This window comes from Lysobacter ciconiae, from assembly GCF_015209725.1.
In the GTDB taxonomy this organism is placed as follows: Bacteria; Pseudomonadota; Gammaproteobacteria; order Xanthomonadales; family Xanthomonadaceae; genus Novilysobacter; species Novilysobacter ciconiae.
The window spans coordinates 1,921,432-1,942,116 of sequence record NZ_CP063656.1 but is presented as its reverse complement, the minus strand read 5'-3'; the positions used below and the strand labels follow the sequence as shown (position 1 = coordinate 1,942,116).

General features: G+C 65.1%; 2 protein-coding genes. Both read left to right on the top strand.

The genetic code is table 11. The features are described 5' to 3' along the window. The first annotated feature begins 67 nt into the window (after window positions 1-67). On the top strand, window positions 68-19,027 hold the full coding sequence (locus tag INQ41_RS08740) for a leukotoxin LktA family filamentous adhesin (RefSeq protein ID WP_193983717.1): 18,960 nt from the start codon (window positions 68-70) through the stop codon (window positions 19,025-19,027). After that, window positions 19,027-20,667 (top strand): ShlB/FhaC/HecB family hemolysin secretion/activation protein, encoded by a 1,641-nt coding sequence (locus tag INQ41_RS08735; protein ID WP_193983715.1) that lies wholly within the window; start codon window positions 19,027-19,029, stop codon window positions 20,665-20,667. The genes INQ41_RS08740 and INQ41_RS08735 overlap by 1 nt, the downstream gene beginning before the upstream one ends. The last annotated feature ends 18 nt before the right edge of the window (window positions 20,668-20,685 follow it).

The window sequence follows — 20,685 nt, the reverse complement described above, 5'->3', positions numbered from 1 at the left end:
ATATCCGTGAAGTAAAGCCGTGGCTGTCGCCGCGGCGTATCCATATGGCCGCGCGCCAGGAGAACCCATGAACAACGCCCCCCGCCGCTTGAATGCCCGTGATGCCGGTATGCCGTCGACTGATCAGGCCATCCGGTCGGAACGCAACGGCCGCGGAGCGCTGGCACTGGCGATCGCCTCGGCGTTGGGATTGTGGAGCGCGGGCACGGCGCAGGCGGGCAGCAGCACGATCGTCGCCGGCGGGGGCACGCACGATCTGGGCACGGTGGTGGACAACGCCAACGCCGGCGACGTCTATGACATCCGCACCGGAGAAGCGGGGCGGCGTAATGGCAATGCGTTCAACTCGTTCAGCGAGTTCAAGTTGCAGCAGGGCGACACCGTCAACCTTCATCTGGACGGTGCCAAAAACCTGATCAATCTGGTGTGGGACAGCGAGGCCCTGATCAACGGCACGCTCAACAGCTATTTCAAAGACAACGAGATTGGCGGCAGGGTCTTCTTTGTGGATCCGCATGGTGTAGTGGTCGGTGCCAATGGCCAGTTGAATGTCGGCTCGTTGGCGATTGCCACGCCGAGCACGCAATTCATGTCCAGCCTGGTTGGCGACCTGGACGGGGCTGCGGGCGGTCCGCTGGAGTCGTTGTTGACCGGCACCCTGCGCCAGGACCAGTTGTCCACGGCGGGCGTGACTATCAACCAGGGCGCGAGGATCAACGCGCTCAATGATGTTCGGGTCCAGGCGCGGGCGATCGATGTCAGTGGCACCATTTTTGTGGAGGCGCCCGCCGCCGGCCGCAATGGGGATTTCAATCTCGACACCGTGATCGCGGTGAACACCGGCAGTACCACGGTTCCGACGCTGGTCAATGACGGTGGCAGCATCCGTTTGTTGGCCATGGACTCGGTGACAGTGGGGGCGAGCGGGCGCGCGCAGGCTGACGGGGATATCCAGTTGTCGGCGGTCTCGCGGACCTCCGCCCAGGCGGGGTTTGCCGAAGCAAACGCACTGGTCAGTGTCGACGGCACGCTGGGGGGCCGGAACATCGACCTGCAGGCATCGGCGACTGCCGACTCCAACTGGACCGATCCGTCCTCGGATGCCACCTCGCTGCTGAGTGATCTCGGTGACATTGATTCGCTGGTGGCGACGGCGGCCGACCTGGGGCTGGAGCAGGCGCTCAGCGGACAGATCGCGTTCCTGCACACCGATACCAGCGCGAAAGTGGTGGTGGGTGATCAGGCGAGGCTCACCGCCTCCGGAGATGTGAATCTGCAGGCGCATACCGCGCAGCTGATCCATGCCACCGCGGCAGGCAAGCAGTACGAGTCGGAACAGGATGAGGAGACGGGCGAGGCCAAGACCCACGTGCTCAGCGTTGGTGCGGTATATGCCGAGGTCAACGCAACCACCGAAGCGATCGTGGCGGGTGGAGCGACGATCGACGCGGCGGGCGCCTTGTCGGTCAAGGCCGGCGCGGATGTCCAGTTGAAGGTTGAGGCCGAGTCGCACGCGGTGAACAACACCACGCTCGGCTTCACTGCAGCGATCTCCAACGTGAACGTCGATACCACTGCAACCATCCAGAGCGGTGCCGGAGCGATCAGTGCGGGGGCGCTGGATGTCGCGGCGATCAATGCCGCGTCGCTGGAAACCTCCGCCACGGCCCGCGCCGATGCCCAGGGTGCGGTGGGTCTGGCTGGCGCCGTGAGCCTGCAGGATATCCATGCAAGTGCGAGCGTCGATCGCAGTGTCACCGGCTTGACCGGGGATGCGGTGGTTCAGGCCGCCAGTATCACGGCGCTCAACAAGACCAACTCACTGGTGGATGCACCGCAGGAAGACGAGGACGACGAGGAAGAGGCGACGTCGTCGGGCAGTGACGGTTCTGGGCTGATGGACCTTGTCCAGGGCCTGGCTGGCAAAGGGATGGCGGCGGCTGACAGTGTGTTGTCGGCAGTCGGTGGCGGCGGTAGCGCCCCGGGCCCGGACCGGAAGCCCTCGCCGTTCCGGTTGGGCGCGGCGATCAGCTTCACCAACGGTAACCACAGCGCATCGGCCACCATCGGCGACGGCGTCAAGCTCGCGACCACTGGCGACGTCGTGATCCACAGCGAAGTGGTGGATGCGCAGATCGGTCACCAGGCCATCAGCAACGTCGAGGCCAAGGGTGACGACGGCGAAGGCGCGAAATTCGGCCTGTCCGGCGCGGTCATCATCTCCTTGCTTGACCATGAAGCGCATACGCTGGTTGGCCGCGATGCGGAGCTCAGCGGCCGTCGGATCGGACTCGGATCGGATGTGCGTCTGCCGCGTGATTTCAGCAAGTTGCAGGCGTCATTGCCCGACTTCAGCAGTTTTGATGCGTTCAAGGACTCGATTACCGCTGCCAAGACGCTGATCGGTGATCCGTCGGATCTTTTCACCAGCTATGGCGCGGCGAAAGGCTCGGCGGATTCGGTCGCGATCGGCGGTGTGGTGAGTTATTTCTCGGCCGACAATACGGCCCGTACCGATGTCGCCAGTGGCGCCAAGCTGACCGCCACGCGGGCGCAGTCCGGTGCATGGCAGGCCGCGCTGGAGGGCGTTGATCAGGCCGGGGATGCGCGCTCGGCCGGGTTCGATGCCAGTGTCGCGGTGCAGGCGGGCGTTGACGTCACTTCCATCCACGCGGCGGGGGATCTGGGGCTCACCCTGGACCGGGTCAGTGTGGGCGATGGCGGTGTGGCCGTGGGCGGAAGCGTCGGCTATATCGACTATGACAACCGGGCTACCGCGATCGTCAACGACGGGGTGCGGATAGACAGCGCGAGTGACGTCGCGATTGGCGCGCAGAATCGCGAAACCCTTGTCTCGCTCGCGTTGCAATCCGGTAGCGGCGGCAGCATCGGCATCAACGGCACTGTGTCCGCGCTGGATCTGAACAGCGTGACCGTTGCGGGGTTGAGCAGTGGCGCCAATGTCACCGCCAATTCGCTGCTGGTCGATGCGGATGAGGACCTGTTTGCGTGGTCCGTTGCCGGTGCCGTGACGATGTCCGACAGCATCTCGGTGGGCGCCAGCGTCGCCTATCAGCAGATGGATACCGACACGACGGCCTTTATCGGCAAGGTATCCGACGAGCTGCGGACCGGCGCGGCGGGTACCGGTGCTGGCCGTATCCAGGCCAATAGCGTGGCGGTGCAGGCGGCAAGCCACGGCCTCGCCGGTGCGGTCGCGGCGGCTGGTGCGGTGGCCAAGAGCAAGTCGCAGCAGCAAGCCGATCTGGAAAAGGAAAAGAACGACAAGAACCCCGGGTTCCTGTCCAAGCTCAAGTCGCGCGCCGACAGCAAAGTCACCGCATTGGAAGGCAAGGCGAGTACGGCGAACGAGGCCAGCGGTGGCGCACTGGACGAGTACTTCGGCAAAGCGCACGAAGCGCTCGGTGCCGGTGACGCGGGCAACCAGAAGCTCAATCAGCCCAGCTTTGGCGTGGCCGTTTCGGGCAGCGCGACCGTCAACCGCATTCGCCAGAACACCCGGGCGCGTATCAGCGATGCAAATATCGTCGCCAAGACCCCCGCGCAGGGTGTGGCGGTGGATGCCTCCGCGCTCAATGACACCCTGCTGGTCAGTATCAGTGGCGCACTGGCGGCGACGATCGCCAACTCCGACAACAATCAGGGCAGCGCGGCCATCGCCGGCGCGGTGGCCTACGGCGATGTGAAGAACGAGACCTCCGCGCGGCTGGATGACAGTGTCGTGTCCAACGCCTCACGCGTGGGGGTCACTGCCGACAACGCGACCGAACAGGTCAACGTCGGCCTCGGCATCGGCATCAATGCCTCCAAGGACCAGAGCACGGCGGCCTCGATCGCCGCTTCGGTGACGCTGGGGATGTCCGAGAACCGGACCGATGCGGTGATCGGCAATACCGATATCACCGGCCGGGCCAGCGGTGCCGACATCGCGGTCACTGCAGCCAACGCATCGCAGATCGCGAACGGCGGCGGCGCCCTGTACGGCGGTGGCAAGGTCGGTATCGGCGCCGCGGTGACGTATGCCTCGATCCGCGACTCCGCCGATGCGGCGATTCGCGGCGTCGGTGCGGACGGGACCGGTATCGCCAACGCCCAGGACGTGACAGTGCAGGCGCTGGATGCCTCGCGCATCGTGGCTGCGGCGGCGATGGGTGGGGTGACCACCGAGCAGGGCAGCTTTGGCGGCGGGGCTTCGGTGGTGGTGAACCAGGTGGCCAACACTACCTCGGCCGCGATCGAGGACGGTGCCAAGGTCGCTTTCGGCGGCAATCTGGACGTGTTTGCCGGCACCGCCACGCTGGCCGATCCGTCGTCCACGTGCAGCTCAGCGGCAGGTGTGGACTACTGCGGCAATGCAAGCACCGCGATCGAGGCCGATGCCAATACCGACGTGGCCAACGCGAGCGACAGCAATGGCACGCAAGTGGCTGCGGCGCAGCGCAACGATGCGGCGAGCTCCATCATCGCGGTCGCCGGCGCGCTGCAGGTGGCGGCCAACGGCAATACCGCCGGCCTGTCATTCGCCTACAACACGGTCGAGAACCAGCACACGGTTACGGTCAACGATGCAACGCTGACGTCCATCGCGCTGGGCGGCAGCCCGGATGCCGGGCAGATCTCGCTGCAGGCCCGCGACGCGACCGACATCCTGTCGATTGCCGCCGGACTCGGTGCCGGTGGCGGCCAGTTTGCCGGTGTCGGCAGTGCGACCTACAACGCCATCGCCAATACCACCGCGGTGGTGGTCGGCAAGACGGTGGATGAGGCGAAGGGCGAGCTCGCCGGTGCGGCGACTTCGGGCCAACGCAATACCCGGATCGACGCCAACGGGCTGTCACTGACGGCCGAGGACGACAGCTACATCGCCTCGCTCAGCGGCGCGGCAACCTACGGCGGCAAGGTGGCGGTCGGCGCTGCGCTGACCATCAACGACATCGGCAACACCACGCTGGCCAACCTTGGCAGCAGTGAGGTGGACGTGGACGGCGCGCTGGATGTCAGCGCCGACAACGCGGCCAAGATCCTGTCTGGTGCGATTGCCGTCGGCGCCGCGGGCAACGTCGCGGTCCAGGGTTCGCTGGTATGGGCCGACATCGGGAACACCGCGGTCGCGCGCGTCAATGACAGCAGGATCGACGCCGGAAGCATTTTGCTGGATGCCGGCAATGCGTCCAAGGCGTACACCCTGGCGGGCGCGGTTGCCGGTGGCAGCACGGCAGCGATCGGTGCGGCGATCAATATCGCGATGATCAAGGACGATACGCAGGCGACCCTCGAAGATGTGAATCTGGATGTCGATGGCACGGTCTCGGTGGCTGCCAGCAGTACCGGTGCCACCAAGAACCTCGCCGTTGCCGGCGCCGTCGCATCGACCGCGGCAGTGGCCGGATCGGCGGCGACCAACACGATCGACAGCCGTACCCGCGCGACGGTCCGGCACGTACGCGGACTCAACGACATCGGTGCGGGTGCGGGCACCGCGGAAGCGGTTGATGCGGCTGTCGGCGCGCTTGATATCCGTGCGGACAACAGCGCATCCGTCCACGCGCTGGCGGGCGCGGTCGGTGCAGCAAGCTCCGCGGCAGTGGGCGCGGCGGTCACGGTGAACCAGATTGGTGGCGATACATCGGCCACGCTTGCCGATGCCTTGCTGATGACCGGGGGTGACATCAACGTCGTGGCGGACAATGCCGCCCGCATCCAGGCGTTGTCGGCTGCGGGCGCCATCGCCCTGGGCGGGGTCGGTGTGGCAGGCAGCAATGCGACCAATATCATCGGCAGCAGCACCCACGCGGGCCTGTCCGATACCGCAGTGCATGGAGATGCGCCGGATATCAACGCGGGCCTGACACGGACCAGTGACGTGACTGTCAGCGCCCACGACGCGCGGCGGATCGATTCGCTGGCCGGTGCGGTGGGTGGCGGCAGTGCCGCCGGCGCCGGTCTGGCCGTCGCTTACAACGAGATTTCAGGCAATACCAGTGCGGAATTGCTGGGCGGACACGGTCGCCAGATCCACGCGCGTAACGTCCTGGTGACGGCCGGCTCGGATGGGGAGATCAACACCATTGCCGCCGGCGTGGGTGCGGGCGGGAGTGTGGGTGCCGGTGGTTCTGCGGCGGTCAACGTGATGGAAGGTGGCACGACCGCCTTGATCGGTGATGGAGCGGATGTCATCGCCGAACACAACGTCGGCGTGCTGGCTGCGCAGCGTCAGCAGATTGACGTTCTGGCCGGTGCGCTGGGCGTGGGTGGCAGCGCAGCGGGAATCGGTCTGGGTACGGTCGTCAACATGATGAACGGCAGTACCTACGCCGGCATCACCGGCAGCGATACGCGAGTGAGCGCGCTGGCGACCGATCCCAACGACACCCTGAGGGTGAATTCGGGCGTGCGCTCGCACCGTGGCAATGTCGCCGGTTCGGGGTTGGGGGATCGCGCCGACTACACCGGCGTGGATCTGGGCACGGGACAGGTCGGTATAACCGGTATCGCGGTCAATGCCGCCACGGCGCAGGAGGTGGCGACTCTCGGTGTCAGTGGTGCCTTCACATTCAACCCGCTGGGCAGCGCCGCCATCGCGGCGATGGTCGGCGTCAGTCAGGTGGGTACGACGACGACGGCGGAAATCCTGGGTGCCGACATCAACCGCCACGACCTGTCGGGCTGGGTGCCGGGCTATACCGTGCCCACTCCGGGCGGTGGCGGGGATGATGCGCCCAGCAGTGGGCAGCCGGTACTGGATGCCGTCTGGTTTGCCGGGGCAGGGCAACAGGTCGATGTACGCGCTTCCAGTCATGTCTCGGCCGCCAGTTTCATCGCCGGCGTTGCCGGTGGTGGCAGCTTCTCCGGCGCGGGTGCCGGTACGACCACTGTCTTCAATACCCGGACGACCGCGCGGATGCTGGACGCCGATGTCGGCGCGGCTGCGGACGTGGCGGTGCAGGCGCTGGCTTCCCAGCAGGCCATCCAGATCGGAACCGGTCTGGCCGGTGGCCTGGTGGGCGGTGCCGGTACGGTCCTGGTCAACATGTTCGACAGCACCACCGGCGCCATCGTATCCGGTGGCAAGGTCAACACCGGCCGTCTGGATGTGACGGCCGACAACGACAGTTCGGCGCTACTGGTCGCGGGGGCGGTCGCTGGCGGCGGAGTGGCCGTGGCCGGAACCACTCTGGTGAATCTGGTCGGCACCACCACCCACGCGGCGATCGGCGAGGCAGGCCACGCGACCACGGTGACAACGCACGACGGCGTCAACGTGCAGGCGGACAACCATGGTGATTACACCGGTGTGGCGGTCAGCGGCAGTGGCGCGGGCGGTTTCGCGGTTGCGGGTATGGCGCAGTTCCACCAGATCAATGGCACCACCCGTGCCGAGTTGGTGAATGCCACGGTCTCCGGATCTTCGGTGGACGTGCAGGCCGCCGATCATCTCCGGATTGGCGCAAATGCCGGTGTCGCGGCTGGCGGCGGCAGCGCCGGTGTGGGTGCGGCCGCCAACATCGTGATGTTGGGCAGCGAGGTTGTGGCGCGTGTGGTGGACAGCAAGGTATCCGCGACGGCGCTGGATGTATCGGCATTGTCCGACCGCGCGGTCGACATGGTGACGATGACCGCCGGAGCCGGCGGCAGCGCCGGTATCGGTGCCGCGGCCGGCGTGTTGTTGACCGGACGGGGCGGCATCGGTGACGCCGCGGGGGAGGTCGCCAGTAGCGACCCGGCGGCGCAGACCAACACCTACGGCAATCTGAGCGACACGGCAAAAAGCGACACGCTGTCCGATGCCGACGTCAACCTGCTCAACACGATGGGCAGCTCCCGCCTGGCGCAACTGCAGACCACCGCGCGCGGCCAGGTGGGCAGTCTGGACGGCAGCACCGACCTGACCCAGGCGCAGATTGCCGGCGGCGAGATCAGCGTGCCGAGCCTTTCGGTGGAAGCCACCTCCCGAATGGCCACCAGCAACCTGGTGGGCGGGCTCGGTGTGGGCGGTATCGGTTTTGGTGGTGGCGTTGGTTACAGCGCGCTGCGCGGCCGGACCAGCGCCCGGATCGACGATGCACAGGTCGAGGCGGGCAACGTCCTGATCAATGCCCGGGCCGGGGACGGCGAAAGCGCTGCGGCGGCGGTGGATGCATTTGCCGGAGGCGCCGGTCTGGTCGGGCTGGGTGCTGCGGTGGCCCATGCCGAAGTTGATCAGCAGGTTGATGCGGCTGCCAGTGGGTCGTTGAAGGGCACCAGCGAGGGTACGTTCGCCATGTCGGCCAGCGACCATTCCAGTGTCGAGGCCGATGCGATGGGAGCCGCCGCGGGTGCACTCGCGGTCGGTGTAGTGGTGGCCCAGGCGCAGCGCAACAGCACCGTCACAAGCCTCCTTGGTGGCGACGGTAATACGACGCTCTCCGGATTCAGTCAGGCGGGCATTCTTGCCGAGCTGGGTGGCACCACCCATGCCGAAGGCATGGGTGCCAGTGCGGGCTTTGCGGGTGCGGGCAGTGCGGTAGTGGTCTTGGCCAGTGAGGACGCCCAAGTCAATGCGTCCGTTGGGGACGACACCAAAATCGAACTCGTCGGGGCATCGGTGAGCGATGACTCGCAGGCGTCCGCGCCAAAGCTGGACGTAGTGGCGCGCGCCGATACCAGCGTGTATGCAAAAGGCATCGGTGCCAGCGTCTCGGCCGGGGTTGCGCTGGGTGCGGTGGTGGTCGATGCGCAAAGCAACGTGGATGTCCGCGCCAAGGTGGGTGACCGCGCCTGGATCGGTGATGGCGACACCCGCATCGCCGCCGAACGCGGCCTCAACGGCGGTGGCGTCAGTGCCACCGCGATCGCCGGTGCAGGAGGTCTTTACCTGGCCGGATCGGCGGCATCGGCAGCGGCCCACAGCGGTGGAACGGTCGAAGCTTCCACCGGTAATGCGGTCGCGCTGGGCTCGGGGAACACCCATGTCGAAGCCAATCAGATCACGACCCAACACGCGAACGGAACCGGCATTGCGGCCGGCATGCTGGCCGCCGGCGCCGTGCTCAGCAACGCGAGCTCCGACACCACGACCCGAGCCTGGCTGGGCGAGCGAAATACAGCCGGAGTGGATACGGCCGGCTTGCTGACGTTTGCTGGTGACATCGTTGTGGCTGCCAACGGCAACGACAGCAATTTCGCCGCATCCATGGCGGGCAGCGGTGGCCTTGTCGCCGGCAACGCGGCAATGGCCAACACCGATGCGAAGGCCGATGTGCTGTCCTCGGTGGGAGCGGGCTCAAAGCTTATTGCCGGCTCCGTCGCGGTCAACGCCGCCCACGATAGCTACTACGGCGGTCAATCGGACTCGACCAACGCGTCATTGGTTGGCGCGAGCGGCGCATCGGCACGCAACAAGGCAAATGCCCGTGTAAAGGCGGACGTGGGTGCCAATACCATCCTGCGGACCGGCCAAGGCATCGATGTCGTCGCTCAGAACCGGTATTTTTCCGACCAGGACACCAGCCGCGTGAGCGCCGCAGCCGGTGGAGTGATCACCGGGAGTGCCGCGCTGATCGACACCCGCCTTGACGGCGACACCCGGGCGGAAATCGGTGCCAATGCCAAGCTGACCAGCGGCTTGCTGAGCGTGGGCGATGCCAATATCAACGTGTTGGCCAAGACCGTGGCCAACGTGAGCGATACCGTCGACCTGTCCACGGGCGGTGCCATTTCCGCAGCTGTCGTGGATGCCAACCTTGTCGCCAACTTCAACAACGCCGTCCGGGTCGGCAACAACGCCTCGCTGCTGAGCAACGGCTATCTCAACCTGGGCACCACGGTCGGCGGTTATCTGGGCACCAGTGGCTACGTGAATACCTGGGGTCTGGCCGCGGTCGGTGCGGCGGATGTTGACGTGGCGGCCAATCTCACCGAATCGGTCGTGGTCGGTCAAAACGTCGACATGGCGTCGCTCTACAACGCCTACATCACGGCTGGACGCAACGGGCTGGGTCTGGAGCAGACCAACCTGACCACCAACGCACAGGCCGAGGGGTATGTGCGCGGTCTGGTGGCGGTGCCGCTGGTAAGCAGCAACACTTATGCCAGCGACAAGGCATCGGTGTCGATCGGCAGCGGCAGCACACTGCTTGGCGCCAGCGATGTCTACCTGGGCAGCTACAGCGAAGGCCTGAGCCGACTGTCGCGCGCGGTGGGCTACGGCTACCAGCTCGGCTTTATTCCGGTGAAAGTGAGCGACAGCAAAACCGGCGGTGCGCAGGACTCGACCAGCACAGTTCGCCTGGACGGGACGCTGACGGCGGGCGCCTACAACAGCTTGAATCTGGATATCACGTCCAATGGCACGGTGAGCGGGGACATCCGCTGGACCCGCCTGACGGCGCGCGATTACATTGCCGCCACCGGACAGGGGCTGGACGACTCCATTTCCGACAGCGACTACGTCTACTGGCTGGAAAACATGTACGCCGCCGGCGGTGACGTGTTCCTGCACGGCGCCAGCATGGGCGGGACGGGCGCAGCGATCGCCAAGGGCGCGCCGACGATCACCGTCAACAACGCCAGCGCCGACCACCTGGCATTCGGAAATATCTTCGTTCCCGATTACGCCGGTGGTCAGGTGCGTTACACCGGTGCCTCGATGAATGCCGGTGGTATCCGGGTAGAGACCGATACGGGTGCGGCGTCGACGATCAGCATCCGCAACACCTCCTCCAGCCCCACCTCCATCGTCCAGAACGGCGATCTGTATGCGATCGCTTCGGATGTGACGTTGTCGACGCTGAGCGGCTCGCTGATCCAGGCCGGTTCGGTATTCGCCAAAACCTACAGCCCGCATGCCCCCAACGGCACGGTCACGTTCCGTGACCGGAGCAGGGACTATGTCGCCGGCTCGTCGCCCGAGGCCGACTGGTTGAACTACATGCTCAACGGCATCAGCGCCAATGAGGCGGCAGGTTACATCGCCAATGTCGTTGCCGGTCCGTCACTCACTTGGCTGGACCTGAATATCAAGTTGCTTCAGCGGCCCGGTGGCACCGGCAAGGTCACCTTCAGGCGCGCGGACGGGAGTACCTACGAACGGACTTTTGCAGGTACCAGTCTGGTGGTCTATGGCTACTGCCTGCCGTTTGTCGACTCGGCCAATTGCAGCACTCAGCAGAACGGCTACCCGTCCTCGCAGTTCTCCTACATGCCGTTTCTGTACAACCACGATAAGAACACCCAATACATGCCGACGGTGTCACAGCGACAGCTGGCCACCAATTACGCCTATGCCAGCAATCAGCAAGCGGCACAGAATGCGGCACGCAGCACCACCAAGGCGAAGGAGATCAACGTCGTCGCCCGCTACATCAACATCGCCTCCAGCATCGAGGCCGGTGCAGGCGTGGGCTGGTCGTTGCAGGTGGAGGACTCACTGGCGGCGCGGAACTGGTTCCAGGCACGCGACCTGGAGGGCGGCATGCACGCGATCCCGCACTCCATGCTGAAGACCATCGGCGCCGACTCCTCGTTGATTTCGGCCAGCTACGACGCCACCAATCAGCGGATTGTCGTCAACAACGTCAATGCCTCCGGTGGCGGCATCGTCAAGTTGGACGGCCATATCGTCAGCACCTCGCCCTACGGCACGATCAATGTCAGTGCCGGCTACGGCAAGGTAGAGGTCAACAGCGATGTCGACCGGGCGGTGCAGCTGGGCAATATCAACGTCGGCACTGGCGGTAAGGGCGTCGTGCAGATCACCGATCGCAACAAGGTCCGCAGCGATGGCCTGGCGTACGAAATCACCTACACCTCCAACCTGGATGGCTCGGTCAATGTGAGCGACAACTGGGGCGGATCGGGTCTGTCCGAGACCAGCTACAACCCGCTGGCAAACCAGCTCTACACGTGGACCCGCCGGGCCTGGGTCAAACGTACGTTGGACAGCAGCGCCAACACGGCCGGCACTTGGACATTTGTCGATGCCTGGGGCAACCCCACCTCGGGAGCGGCTACGTGGAACAAGACCAATGGCGGATTCCGCACGGTCAATGCAGGCCAGATGGTCTCGGGGTTCAAACGGGAAATTGCCGGGGACTTCACTTCCTACCAGAACGAGTACGTCAACTACGGCTGCGGCGAAATCCAGAAGGGATGCAACTTCGGTTTTCCAGGCACTCCCGAGCAGAGCTCCGATGGCAAGCGTATGGAGACGATGTGGCGCTACCGGATGCCGGGGATGGGCTATCTGGATGTCACGGGCACCGTAAAGGCCGACAACGCGATCGGTATCAATTTTGTTACTGGCAAGAGTGGTGTCATTGACGTCGGCGTGACGGGTGACCTGTATCTCGCCGGGACCCTGAACAACGGTGGCGGCACGACCTCGTTGACGACGAGGGCAGGCAACATCGGCGGTGTGGGCAACATCATCCAGGCTGGTGAGCGGGCCAATATCACCACCCGGGATCTGGTCTTGAAGGCGGCGGGCGGTATCGGTGTCGGATCGCTTGGTGCGGTGAAGGCATTCATCCAGGACGGGGACCTGGCGGCAACCTCGACTGGTGGCGCGATCAACTTGGACCTCAGCTCCGGTGCTGCGTTGTCGGTCTCTGCGGCCAATGGTGACCGGGCGGCTGACGTAGTGATCATCGCCAATGGCGATCTGACTGGCATTGATGGCAATGCGGTGGACGTCAATGGTGCGAACGTCGCGCTGACCAGCCGCTATGGAAGCATTGGTTCGGCCGATGGATTGCTGGTGCTGGCAGCGCAGGAGACACAAGGCGCGGACGGCCAGCTCACCGGTGGCGTAGTACGTCTGGATGCATTCAACGATGTGGCCGTTCGTGATGTCGCCGGCGACTTCTGGCTCGATTCCGTGCATGCGCGCAACGGCGACGTTGTTCTCGAAGCGCCTTCCGGTTCCATTCTCGATGCCAGCCGGCGCACCTCGGCCGCTGGCCTGTCGGACGCACAGATCCGCCAGATCCGCGACCGGCTCAAGCTTGATGGCTCCGGTGTCGCCGATACCGTTGCCAGCTACGAGCGCCAGGCGACGGCGCGCTACGACGAGTACTGGAGCCTGTTGCCGTGGGGTGGGGTGTCGGCTGACCGGTTTATCGCGTCGGCCGCGGGTATCGAAATGTTCCGGGCGGCCGCATCGTTGGCCGCCGGCAGCGCGACGCCGGTGGGCGATGCCGAGGTGCAGGCCTATGTGAATGGTCGCTACCAGTCACTGGCCGGACACTTTGCCGAGCTGTACGGCGCTGGCTGGGCCCAAGAGGCGATTTTTGCCACTCACGATGCGGGCTACGCGTTTTCGATCGATCCTGCCAGCGACCTGTACGCGTCGCTGGCCGCCAACGCGCGCTGGACAACCGAGCAGTTGGGCAACGCGATCAATGCCGGTGCCCTGGAGCCTGAGGCACCGAGCATTGGTACAACCGATCCGACCGTGATCGGCCGCAACATCACGCTGACGGCGCGCGATGGCATTGGCCAGGTGGCCGATGCGCTGGAAATTGCCTACGGGGACTTTCTGGCGGGCAATTTGAACGACGCCCAGGCGATGGCATTGTCCTTGGCCAACAGCGCGGGCGATGTGGAGCTGCTTGGCCCTGACGGCCATGTGCTCACGGCTGAGGAGCTGGCTGAGCTGAGCGTTGAGCAGGTGATGAACGGTGCCATCGCACGCATCCGCATCAAGCAGACCTCGCCGTTGTTCCTGGTTGCACAGGGCACGCTCAATGCAACCGCCGGTGGTGGCCTGTTCGTGCAGTCCACCGAGAATCTGAAGGTCGGTACCGTGCGTGCCGGTGATGATTTGCGCGTCAGCGTGGACGGGAACCTCAGCGGTACCTCGATCAATGCGCCTTCGATCATCGTCGGCGGTGATGCGATCCTGGCAGCCAACGGGAACATTGGTGGCGTCGATGGAAACGCCGACGCACTGCTTGGCATTCAGGTGGCCGGCAAGGTGGTGTCGGCCAGCGCAGGCGGAGATCTGCGTCTGCGTCAGCATGGCGGTGACCTGAAGTTCTCCCGGCTGTATGCCGAAGGTTCGTTGGCGGTGGATGTTGTCGATGGAAGCCTGCTGGCTGACAGCGATGACATAGCAGTCAACGGCCGTCAGGTGGAACTCACAGCGCGCGATGACATTGGCGCCGATACGGTCGCTGGCGCGCTGACCCTCCAACTGGCCTCGGACGGACGCCTCAGTGCCGCTGCCGGCCGTGACGTGCGCCTGCACGCAGTGGGTGAACTGACCGCCGACTCGATCGTGGCGGGACGTGATGTCGTACTCGATGTCGATGGGTCACTGACGGCCGGCACGCTGGATGGCGGACGGCTGTTGCGGGTCAATGCCGGTGGCAACCTCGCTATCGACAGTGCCGTCGCATTGGGCCGTATGACGTTGGCCAGTGGTGGCTGGATGCGTCTGGGCAATGTCCAGGGCGACGATGATGTCGAACTGACAGCGGATGGCGACCTGTCGCTTGATCAGGCACGGGCCAGCAATGTGCTGACGGTGACGGCCGGTGGCGTGGCCACCATCGCCGACGGTGGGGCCATGCGTGCCACCACGATTGCGCTCGATGCGGCCGGGTTGGCCATGGGCGCGGGAAGCCGCCTGCACAGCACCGACAGCACGGTATTGACGACGACCGGCGACATGCAGTTGGGTGAAGTCCAGGTGTCGGGTATGCCGGGCAGCGTGCTGGCAATCACGGCCGGTGGTGCTATCGCCGGTAACACCGATGTGCCAGTCCACCTGCAAGTGGGTCAGGACGTTGCCGTGTCGCTGTTGGCCGATGGTGCCATCGGCGCTCCGAATGCCGCGATAGGCATTTCGGGCGGAAGGCTCGAGGCACGGAGCAACACCGGATCGATCGACCTTGCCTTTGCCGGTGATGCCCTGGTTGACCGGATCGATGCGCTGCACGGCGATGTACGAATTGTCGGTGATGGGTCGATCGTTGTTGTGTCTGCGATGGCTGGTGGCGATGCATCGATTGACGCGACTGACGACCTGACGGTTGCATTCCTGGAAGCTGCGGGCAATGCCGAGCTGCAATCGGGCGAAGCGATGGCGATAGCCACGGCCCGCATCGGTGGCGACGCCGCATTCCATGCCGGCACGTCGCTGACAATGGTTGATGGCAGCGTCGATGGTGATGCCGCGCTGACCAGCGGCACCGCGATGCAGATCGACACCCTGGCGGTGACCGGTGCACTGACGGCCGATGCCGGCAGCGTGCTCGCGGCCAACGCATTGCAGTCCGCCGGCGCGATGACGTTGTCCAGCGGCGACACGATGAGCGTGCAGCAACTGGACGGCGGCAGCGATGTGATCGCCACTGCCGGCACCGATCTGCATTTGATCGACGCGACCAGCGCCGGCTTAATGACGCTGACCGCGGGTCACACACTGCAGGTGGATCAGTCCACGGTGGGCACCGACGCCACCTGGCTGGCCGGTACCGATTTGGCGGCAGGCAGCACCCAGATTGCGGGCAACGCAAACCTGCAGTCGGTCGAAGCGATGGATATCGGCACGGCCCGCATCGATGGTGACGCCGCATTCCATGCCGGCACGTCGCTGGTGTTGGTCGATGGCAGTGTCGGTGGTAATGCCGCGCTGACCAGCGGCACCGCGATGCAGATCGACACTCTGGCGGTGACCGGTGCACTGACGGCCGATGCCGGCAGTGTGCTCGCGGCCAACGCATTGCAGTCCGGCGGCGTGATGACGTTGTCCAGCGGCGACACCCTGACGGTGCAGCAACTGGACGGCGGCAGCGATGTGATCGCCACTGCCGGCACCGATCTGCACCTCATCGACGCGATCAGCGCCGATGCCATGACGTTGACGGCGGGTCAGGCACTGCAGCTGGATCAGTCCACGGTGGGCACCGATGCCACCTGGCAGGCCGGCACCGACACGACGGTGGGCAACACCCAGATTGCAGGCAACGCAAACCTGCAGTCCGCTGACGCGATGGATATCGGCACGGCCCGCATCGATGGTGATGTGACGCTCAACGCCGGTACCGACATGACGATCGGTAGTGCGCAAGTTGCAGGCAGCGCAAACCTGCAATCCGGTGAAGCGATGGATATCGGCACAGCCCGCATCGCGGGTGATGCGACGCTCGATGCTGGTACCTCGCTGGTCTTGGTCGATGGCAGTGTCGGTGGTGATGCCGCGCTGACCAGCGGCACCACGCTGCAGATCGACACCCTGGCGGTGACCGGCGCACTGGCGGCCGACGCGGGCAGTGTGCTCGCGGCCAACGCATTGCAGTCCGCCGGCGTGATGACGTTGTCCAGCGGCGACACCCTGACGGTGCAGCAACTGGACGGCGGCAGCGATGTGATCGCCACTGCCGGCACCGATCTGCATCTGATCGACGCGACCAGCGCCGATGCCATGACGTTGACGTCCGGTCACGCACTGCAGGTGGACCAGTCCACGGTGGGTACCGACGCCACCTGGCAGGCCGGTACCGATTTGGCGGCAGGCAACACCCAGATTGCAGGCAACGCAAACCTGCAGTCGGTCGAAGCGATGGATATCGGCACAGCCCGCATCGATGGTGATGCGACGCTCGATGCCGGCACGTCGCTGGTCTTGGTCGATGGCAGCGTCGGCGGTGATGCCGCGCTGAGCAGCGGCACCGCGATGCAGATCGACACCCTGGCGGTGACCGGCGCACTGACGGCCGACGCCGGCAGCGTGCTCGCGGCCAACGCTTTGCAGTCCGGCAACACGATGACACTGTCCAGCGGCGACACCCTGACGGTGCAGCAACTGGACGGCGGCAGCGATGTGATCGCCACTGCCGGCACCGATCTGCATCTGATCGACGCGACCAGCGCCGATGCCATGACGTTGACGTCCGGTCACGCACTGCAGGTGGACCAGTCCACGGTGGGTACCGACGCCACCTGGCAGGCCGGTACCGATTTGGCGGCAGGCAACACCCAGATTGCAGGCAACGCAAACCTGCAGTCGGTCGAAGCGATGGATATCGGCACAACCCGCATCGATGGTGATGCGACGCTCGATGCCGGCACCGACATGACGATCGCTAATGTGCAAGTTGCGGGCAACGCAAACCTGCAATCCGGTGAAGCGATGGATATCGGCACAGCCCGCATCGCGGGTGATGCGACGCTCAATGCCGGCACGTCGCTGGTGTTCGCTGATGGCAGCGTCGGCGGTGATGCCGCGCTGACCAGCGGAACCACGATGCAGATCGACACCCTGGCGGTGACCGGTGCACTGACGGCCGACGCCGGCAGTGCGCTCGCGGCCAACGCACTGCAGTCCGGCAACACGATGACACTGTCCGGCGGCGACACCCTGACGGTGCAGCAACTGGACGGCGGCAGCGATGTGATCGCCACCGCCGGCACCGATCTGCATCTGATCGACGCGACCAGCGCCGGCGCAATGACGCTGACCACGGGTCAGGCACTGCAGGTGGATCAGTCCACGGTGGGCACCGATGCCACCTGGCAGGCCGGTACCGACATGACGATCGGTAATGCGCAAGTTGCAGGCAGCGCAAACCTGCAGTCCGGCGATGCGATGGATATCGGCACGGCCCGCATCGATGGTGATGCGACGCTCGATGCCGGCACCTCGCTGGTGTTGGGTGATGCCAGCGTGGGCGGTGACGCCTCGTTGCAGGCTGGCGGGAACATCTCCGGGGGCACAATCCGGGTCGGCGGTGACGCGCTGCTTACCGCCGGCGGAACGACGGTGTTTAGGACAGTCGAAGCCGGCAACAGCGCTCGGATGAGCGCTGGCACAGACGTGATCGTCGACACCATGAGCACGGTTCGTGGCGATATCACGGTCGATGCGGGTAACGACATCACGATGGGGGCGGTGGTCGCCGGGCGCGATGTCGATTTGACGGCCGGCAATGCCATTGATGTCGGTTCCATGCAAGCGGCGCGCAACACGCGTTTGCAAGCGGGTCAATCCCTGAGTGTCGACACCTTCCTTGGCGGGGGGGATGCCCGGCTGACGTCGTTGCGCGGCGACCTGACCGCTGGCGACCTGATGGTTGGCGGGGAGATCGAGCTCCGCGCCGCCCGTCAGCTCACCGTGGGAACCGCCGAGTCGGGCCAGAATCTGGTGGCCGCGTCCGGTGGGGACCAGCAATGGGGCGACTACTCGGCCGGCGACAACGCGTTCCTCACCAGTGGGGGAAGTATCGCCATCGATCACGGAAGTGCCCATCGCGACCAGCAGATCATCGCCGGCGGAAGCGTGGCCTTCGATACGCTGGAAGCCGGGCGCGCCATCTGGATTGATGCCCGGGACGGCGATGTCACCGGCGCGATGATGAAGGCCAGCTCGGCCGATGTCGCCGCCAGTAGTGGGATTGCGCTCGACTCGGTGCGCGTGGACAACCGGCTGAATCTCGCGGCGACGGACATCCGTGCTGCCGTGGTCCAGTCGGCGACCGCTTCGGGTCCGCTGACCACGACGCTGACCGGTTACGAGAACGGTGTGGCGCGGCGGATCCAGCTGGAAGTCGATGCGCGCGATGCGTGGGTGATCGATCGATTGCAGGCATTGCAGGCCAAGCTGGATACCAACGCCGCGCAGGTCGATATCGAGCAGGGCTGGATCGGGCAGACGCTGGATCTGGGTACCGCCAACGCGAACCTGTGGATGGACAACACCAGTCAGATCCTGCGTCCGGCCGATGTGCAACTCAGCCAGCCCGGGAAGGCCTTCCAGCTGCATCAGAACGGCTTCAATACGTTTACCGATGCGTATGTGGTGCGGTTCGCGGACGGCTACCGGGTTGCCGCGCCGAACTACAACCCCGGTCATCAGTGGGGCGATCTGGACTACCTAGGTGAAAGTGCACTTCGTTACACGCTGCGCATGCTGCAGCCGGCATCCACGATGGAGGTATGGGACGTCGATGCGATGAGCGGCACCGGTACCGGGGACGTCGTGATTGACACGTATGGCGGCGTCAACATGGGCGCGCCGAACTGATGAAGATCAATAAAGGGTGGGCGATGCGTTATTGGACGTTGGGGATGGGGGTGGGCGGCATGTTGCTGCCGCTGTTGGCGATGGCACAGTCCGGCACCGGCGAGGTGCGTGGATCGGGGGAGCGCATCCAGAACTATTACGAGCAACGCCAGAAGCTGGCGCCGGAGGCAGAGGTTGCCGACCCGGTCGTGGCACCAGCAGCGGCGGAAGGTCCCCTCATGGCGGCGGATGCGGGTCTCAGCTTCCAGCTGACGGAAGTCAGCTTCAGCCCGTCGGTGTTCTTGCCGGCCGACGAGTTGCAGGGCTTTGCGGCGCCATTCATTGGCCAGCAGATCGGAATGACCGAGTTGGAGGAGATCGTCTCGGCCGTCAACGCGGCTTACGCGTCGCGTGAGATCACCACCGCGCGTGCGCGGCTGGGAAGCCAGCAGATCGACGGTGGCGTGGTGCATGTCGAGCTGGTCGAAGGGCGGCTGGGACAGCTGGAGATTACGGGCGATGCGCGTGTGCCGGAGCGGTTTGTGCGCCAGCGCATCCGCCAGCAACCCGGCGAGGTGGTGCAGACCAACGCGTTGCGTGAGGATCTGGTGTATCTCAACCGCACCAGCGACCTGACGGTGCGCGCGTTGCTGCGTCCGGGCGAGGCGGTCGGCCAGACCGACATCGTGCTGCAGGCCCAGACGCCTTCACGCCGGGTCGGGGGTGTCTTCGTGGACAACGCCGGTGTCGAGACGACGGGACGCGAGCGGATCGGTGTGCAGGGGCATGTCTGGGGGCTTGCCGGGATCAACGATCTGTTGGCCGGATCGGTGGCCTACGCAGAGGGCGGCCTGGAAGGGCGGGTTTCGTATTCCGGCCTGCTCAACCGGCGCAACGGCCGGGTCGGCCTGAGCGTGTCACGGAACCAGATCAACATCATCGATGGTGCTTACCGTCAACTGGATATCACGGGCGAATCGACCAGCTATTCGCTGGACTTACGGCAGCCCTGGATCGCAAACCAGCACTGGTTGTTCAGCAGCTCCGGCTCGCTGGCGCGCTCCCGGTCCAGCACCGATATCAGCGGCATACGCGTGTCGGAAGTGGAATCCACGATCGTGACCATCGGCATGAATCTGGGATATCGCAATACCGGCTACGAATGGTCCTTGCAGCAGTCCGTGTCGAGGATCAACGTCGACGAACCATTGCGAACCCGCAAGGATTTCACCATTGCCAACGGCGGTTTCACGTGGATGCAGCGGCTCGGCAGTACCGGCCTGCTGTATCGCACCCAGTTGGGCTGGCAGGTGTCTGACAGCGACTTCGCCCCGTCCGGCAATTTGTTCCAGGCCGGTGGTGTGGGCAGCGTTCGGGGCTATGTGCGCGGTGCCATCGCCGGCCCGAAGGGCTATTACGCCAACCTTGAGCTGCACCGCCCCTACAAGGGCAGCCATGACGCCTATCTGTTTGTGGATCATGCCGGCATCCGGGGTGATCAGCCGCGCTCGGCGGATATCAACAGTGTCGGCGTGGGTCTCAGTGGCCAGTTTGGCAGTCGGTACAGCTACAGCCTGGATGTGGGACATCCCCTGGATACCGTCACGGATGACCAGGACAGCGTACGTGCCGATTTCCGTATCGCCGCCACCTGGCGGTAATCAATAAAGGCCCGGGCC

Bases quoted from the DNA above. Each gene is read 5' to 3' on its own strand.
- INQ41_RS08740 (WP_193983717.1), top strand. From the start codon at position 68: ATGAACAACGCCCCCCGCCGCTTGAATGCCCGTGATGCCGGTATGCCG.
- INQ41_RS08735 (WP_193983715.1), top strand. From the start codon at position 19,027: ATGAAGATCAATAAAGGGTGGGCGATGCGTTATTGGACGTTGGGGATG.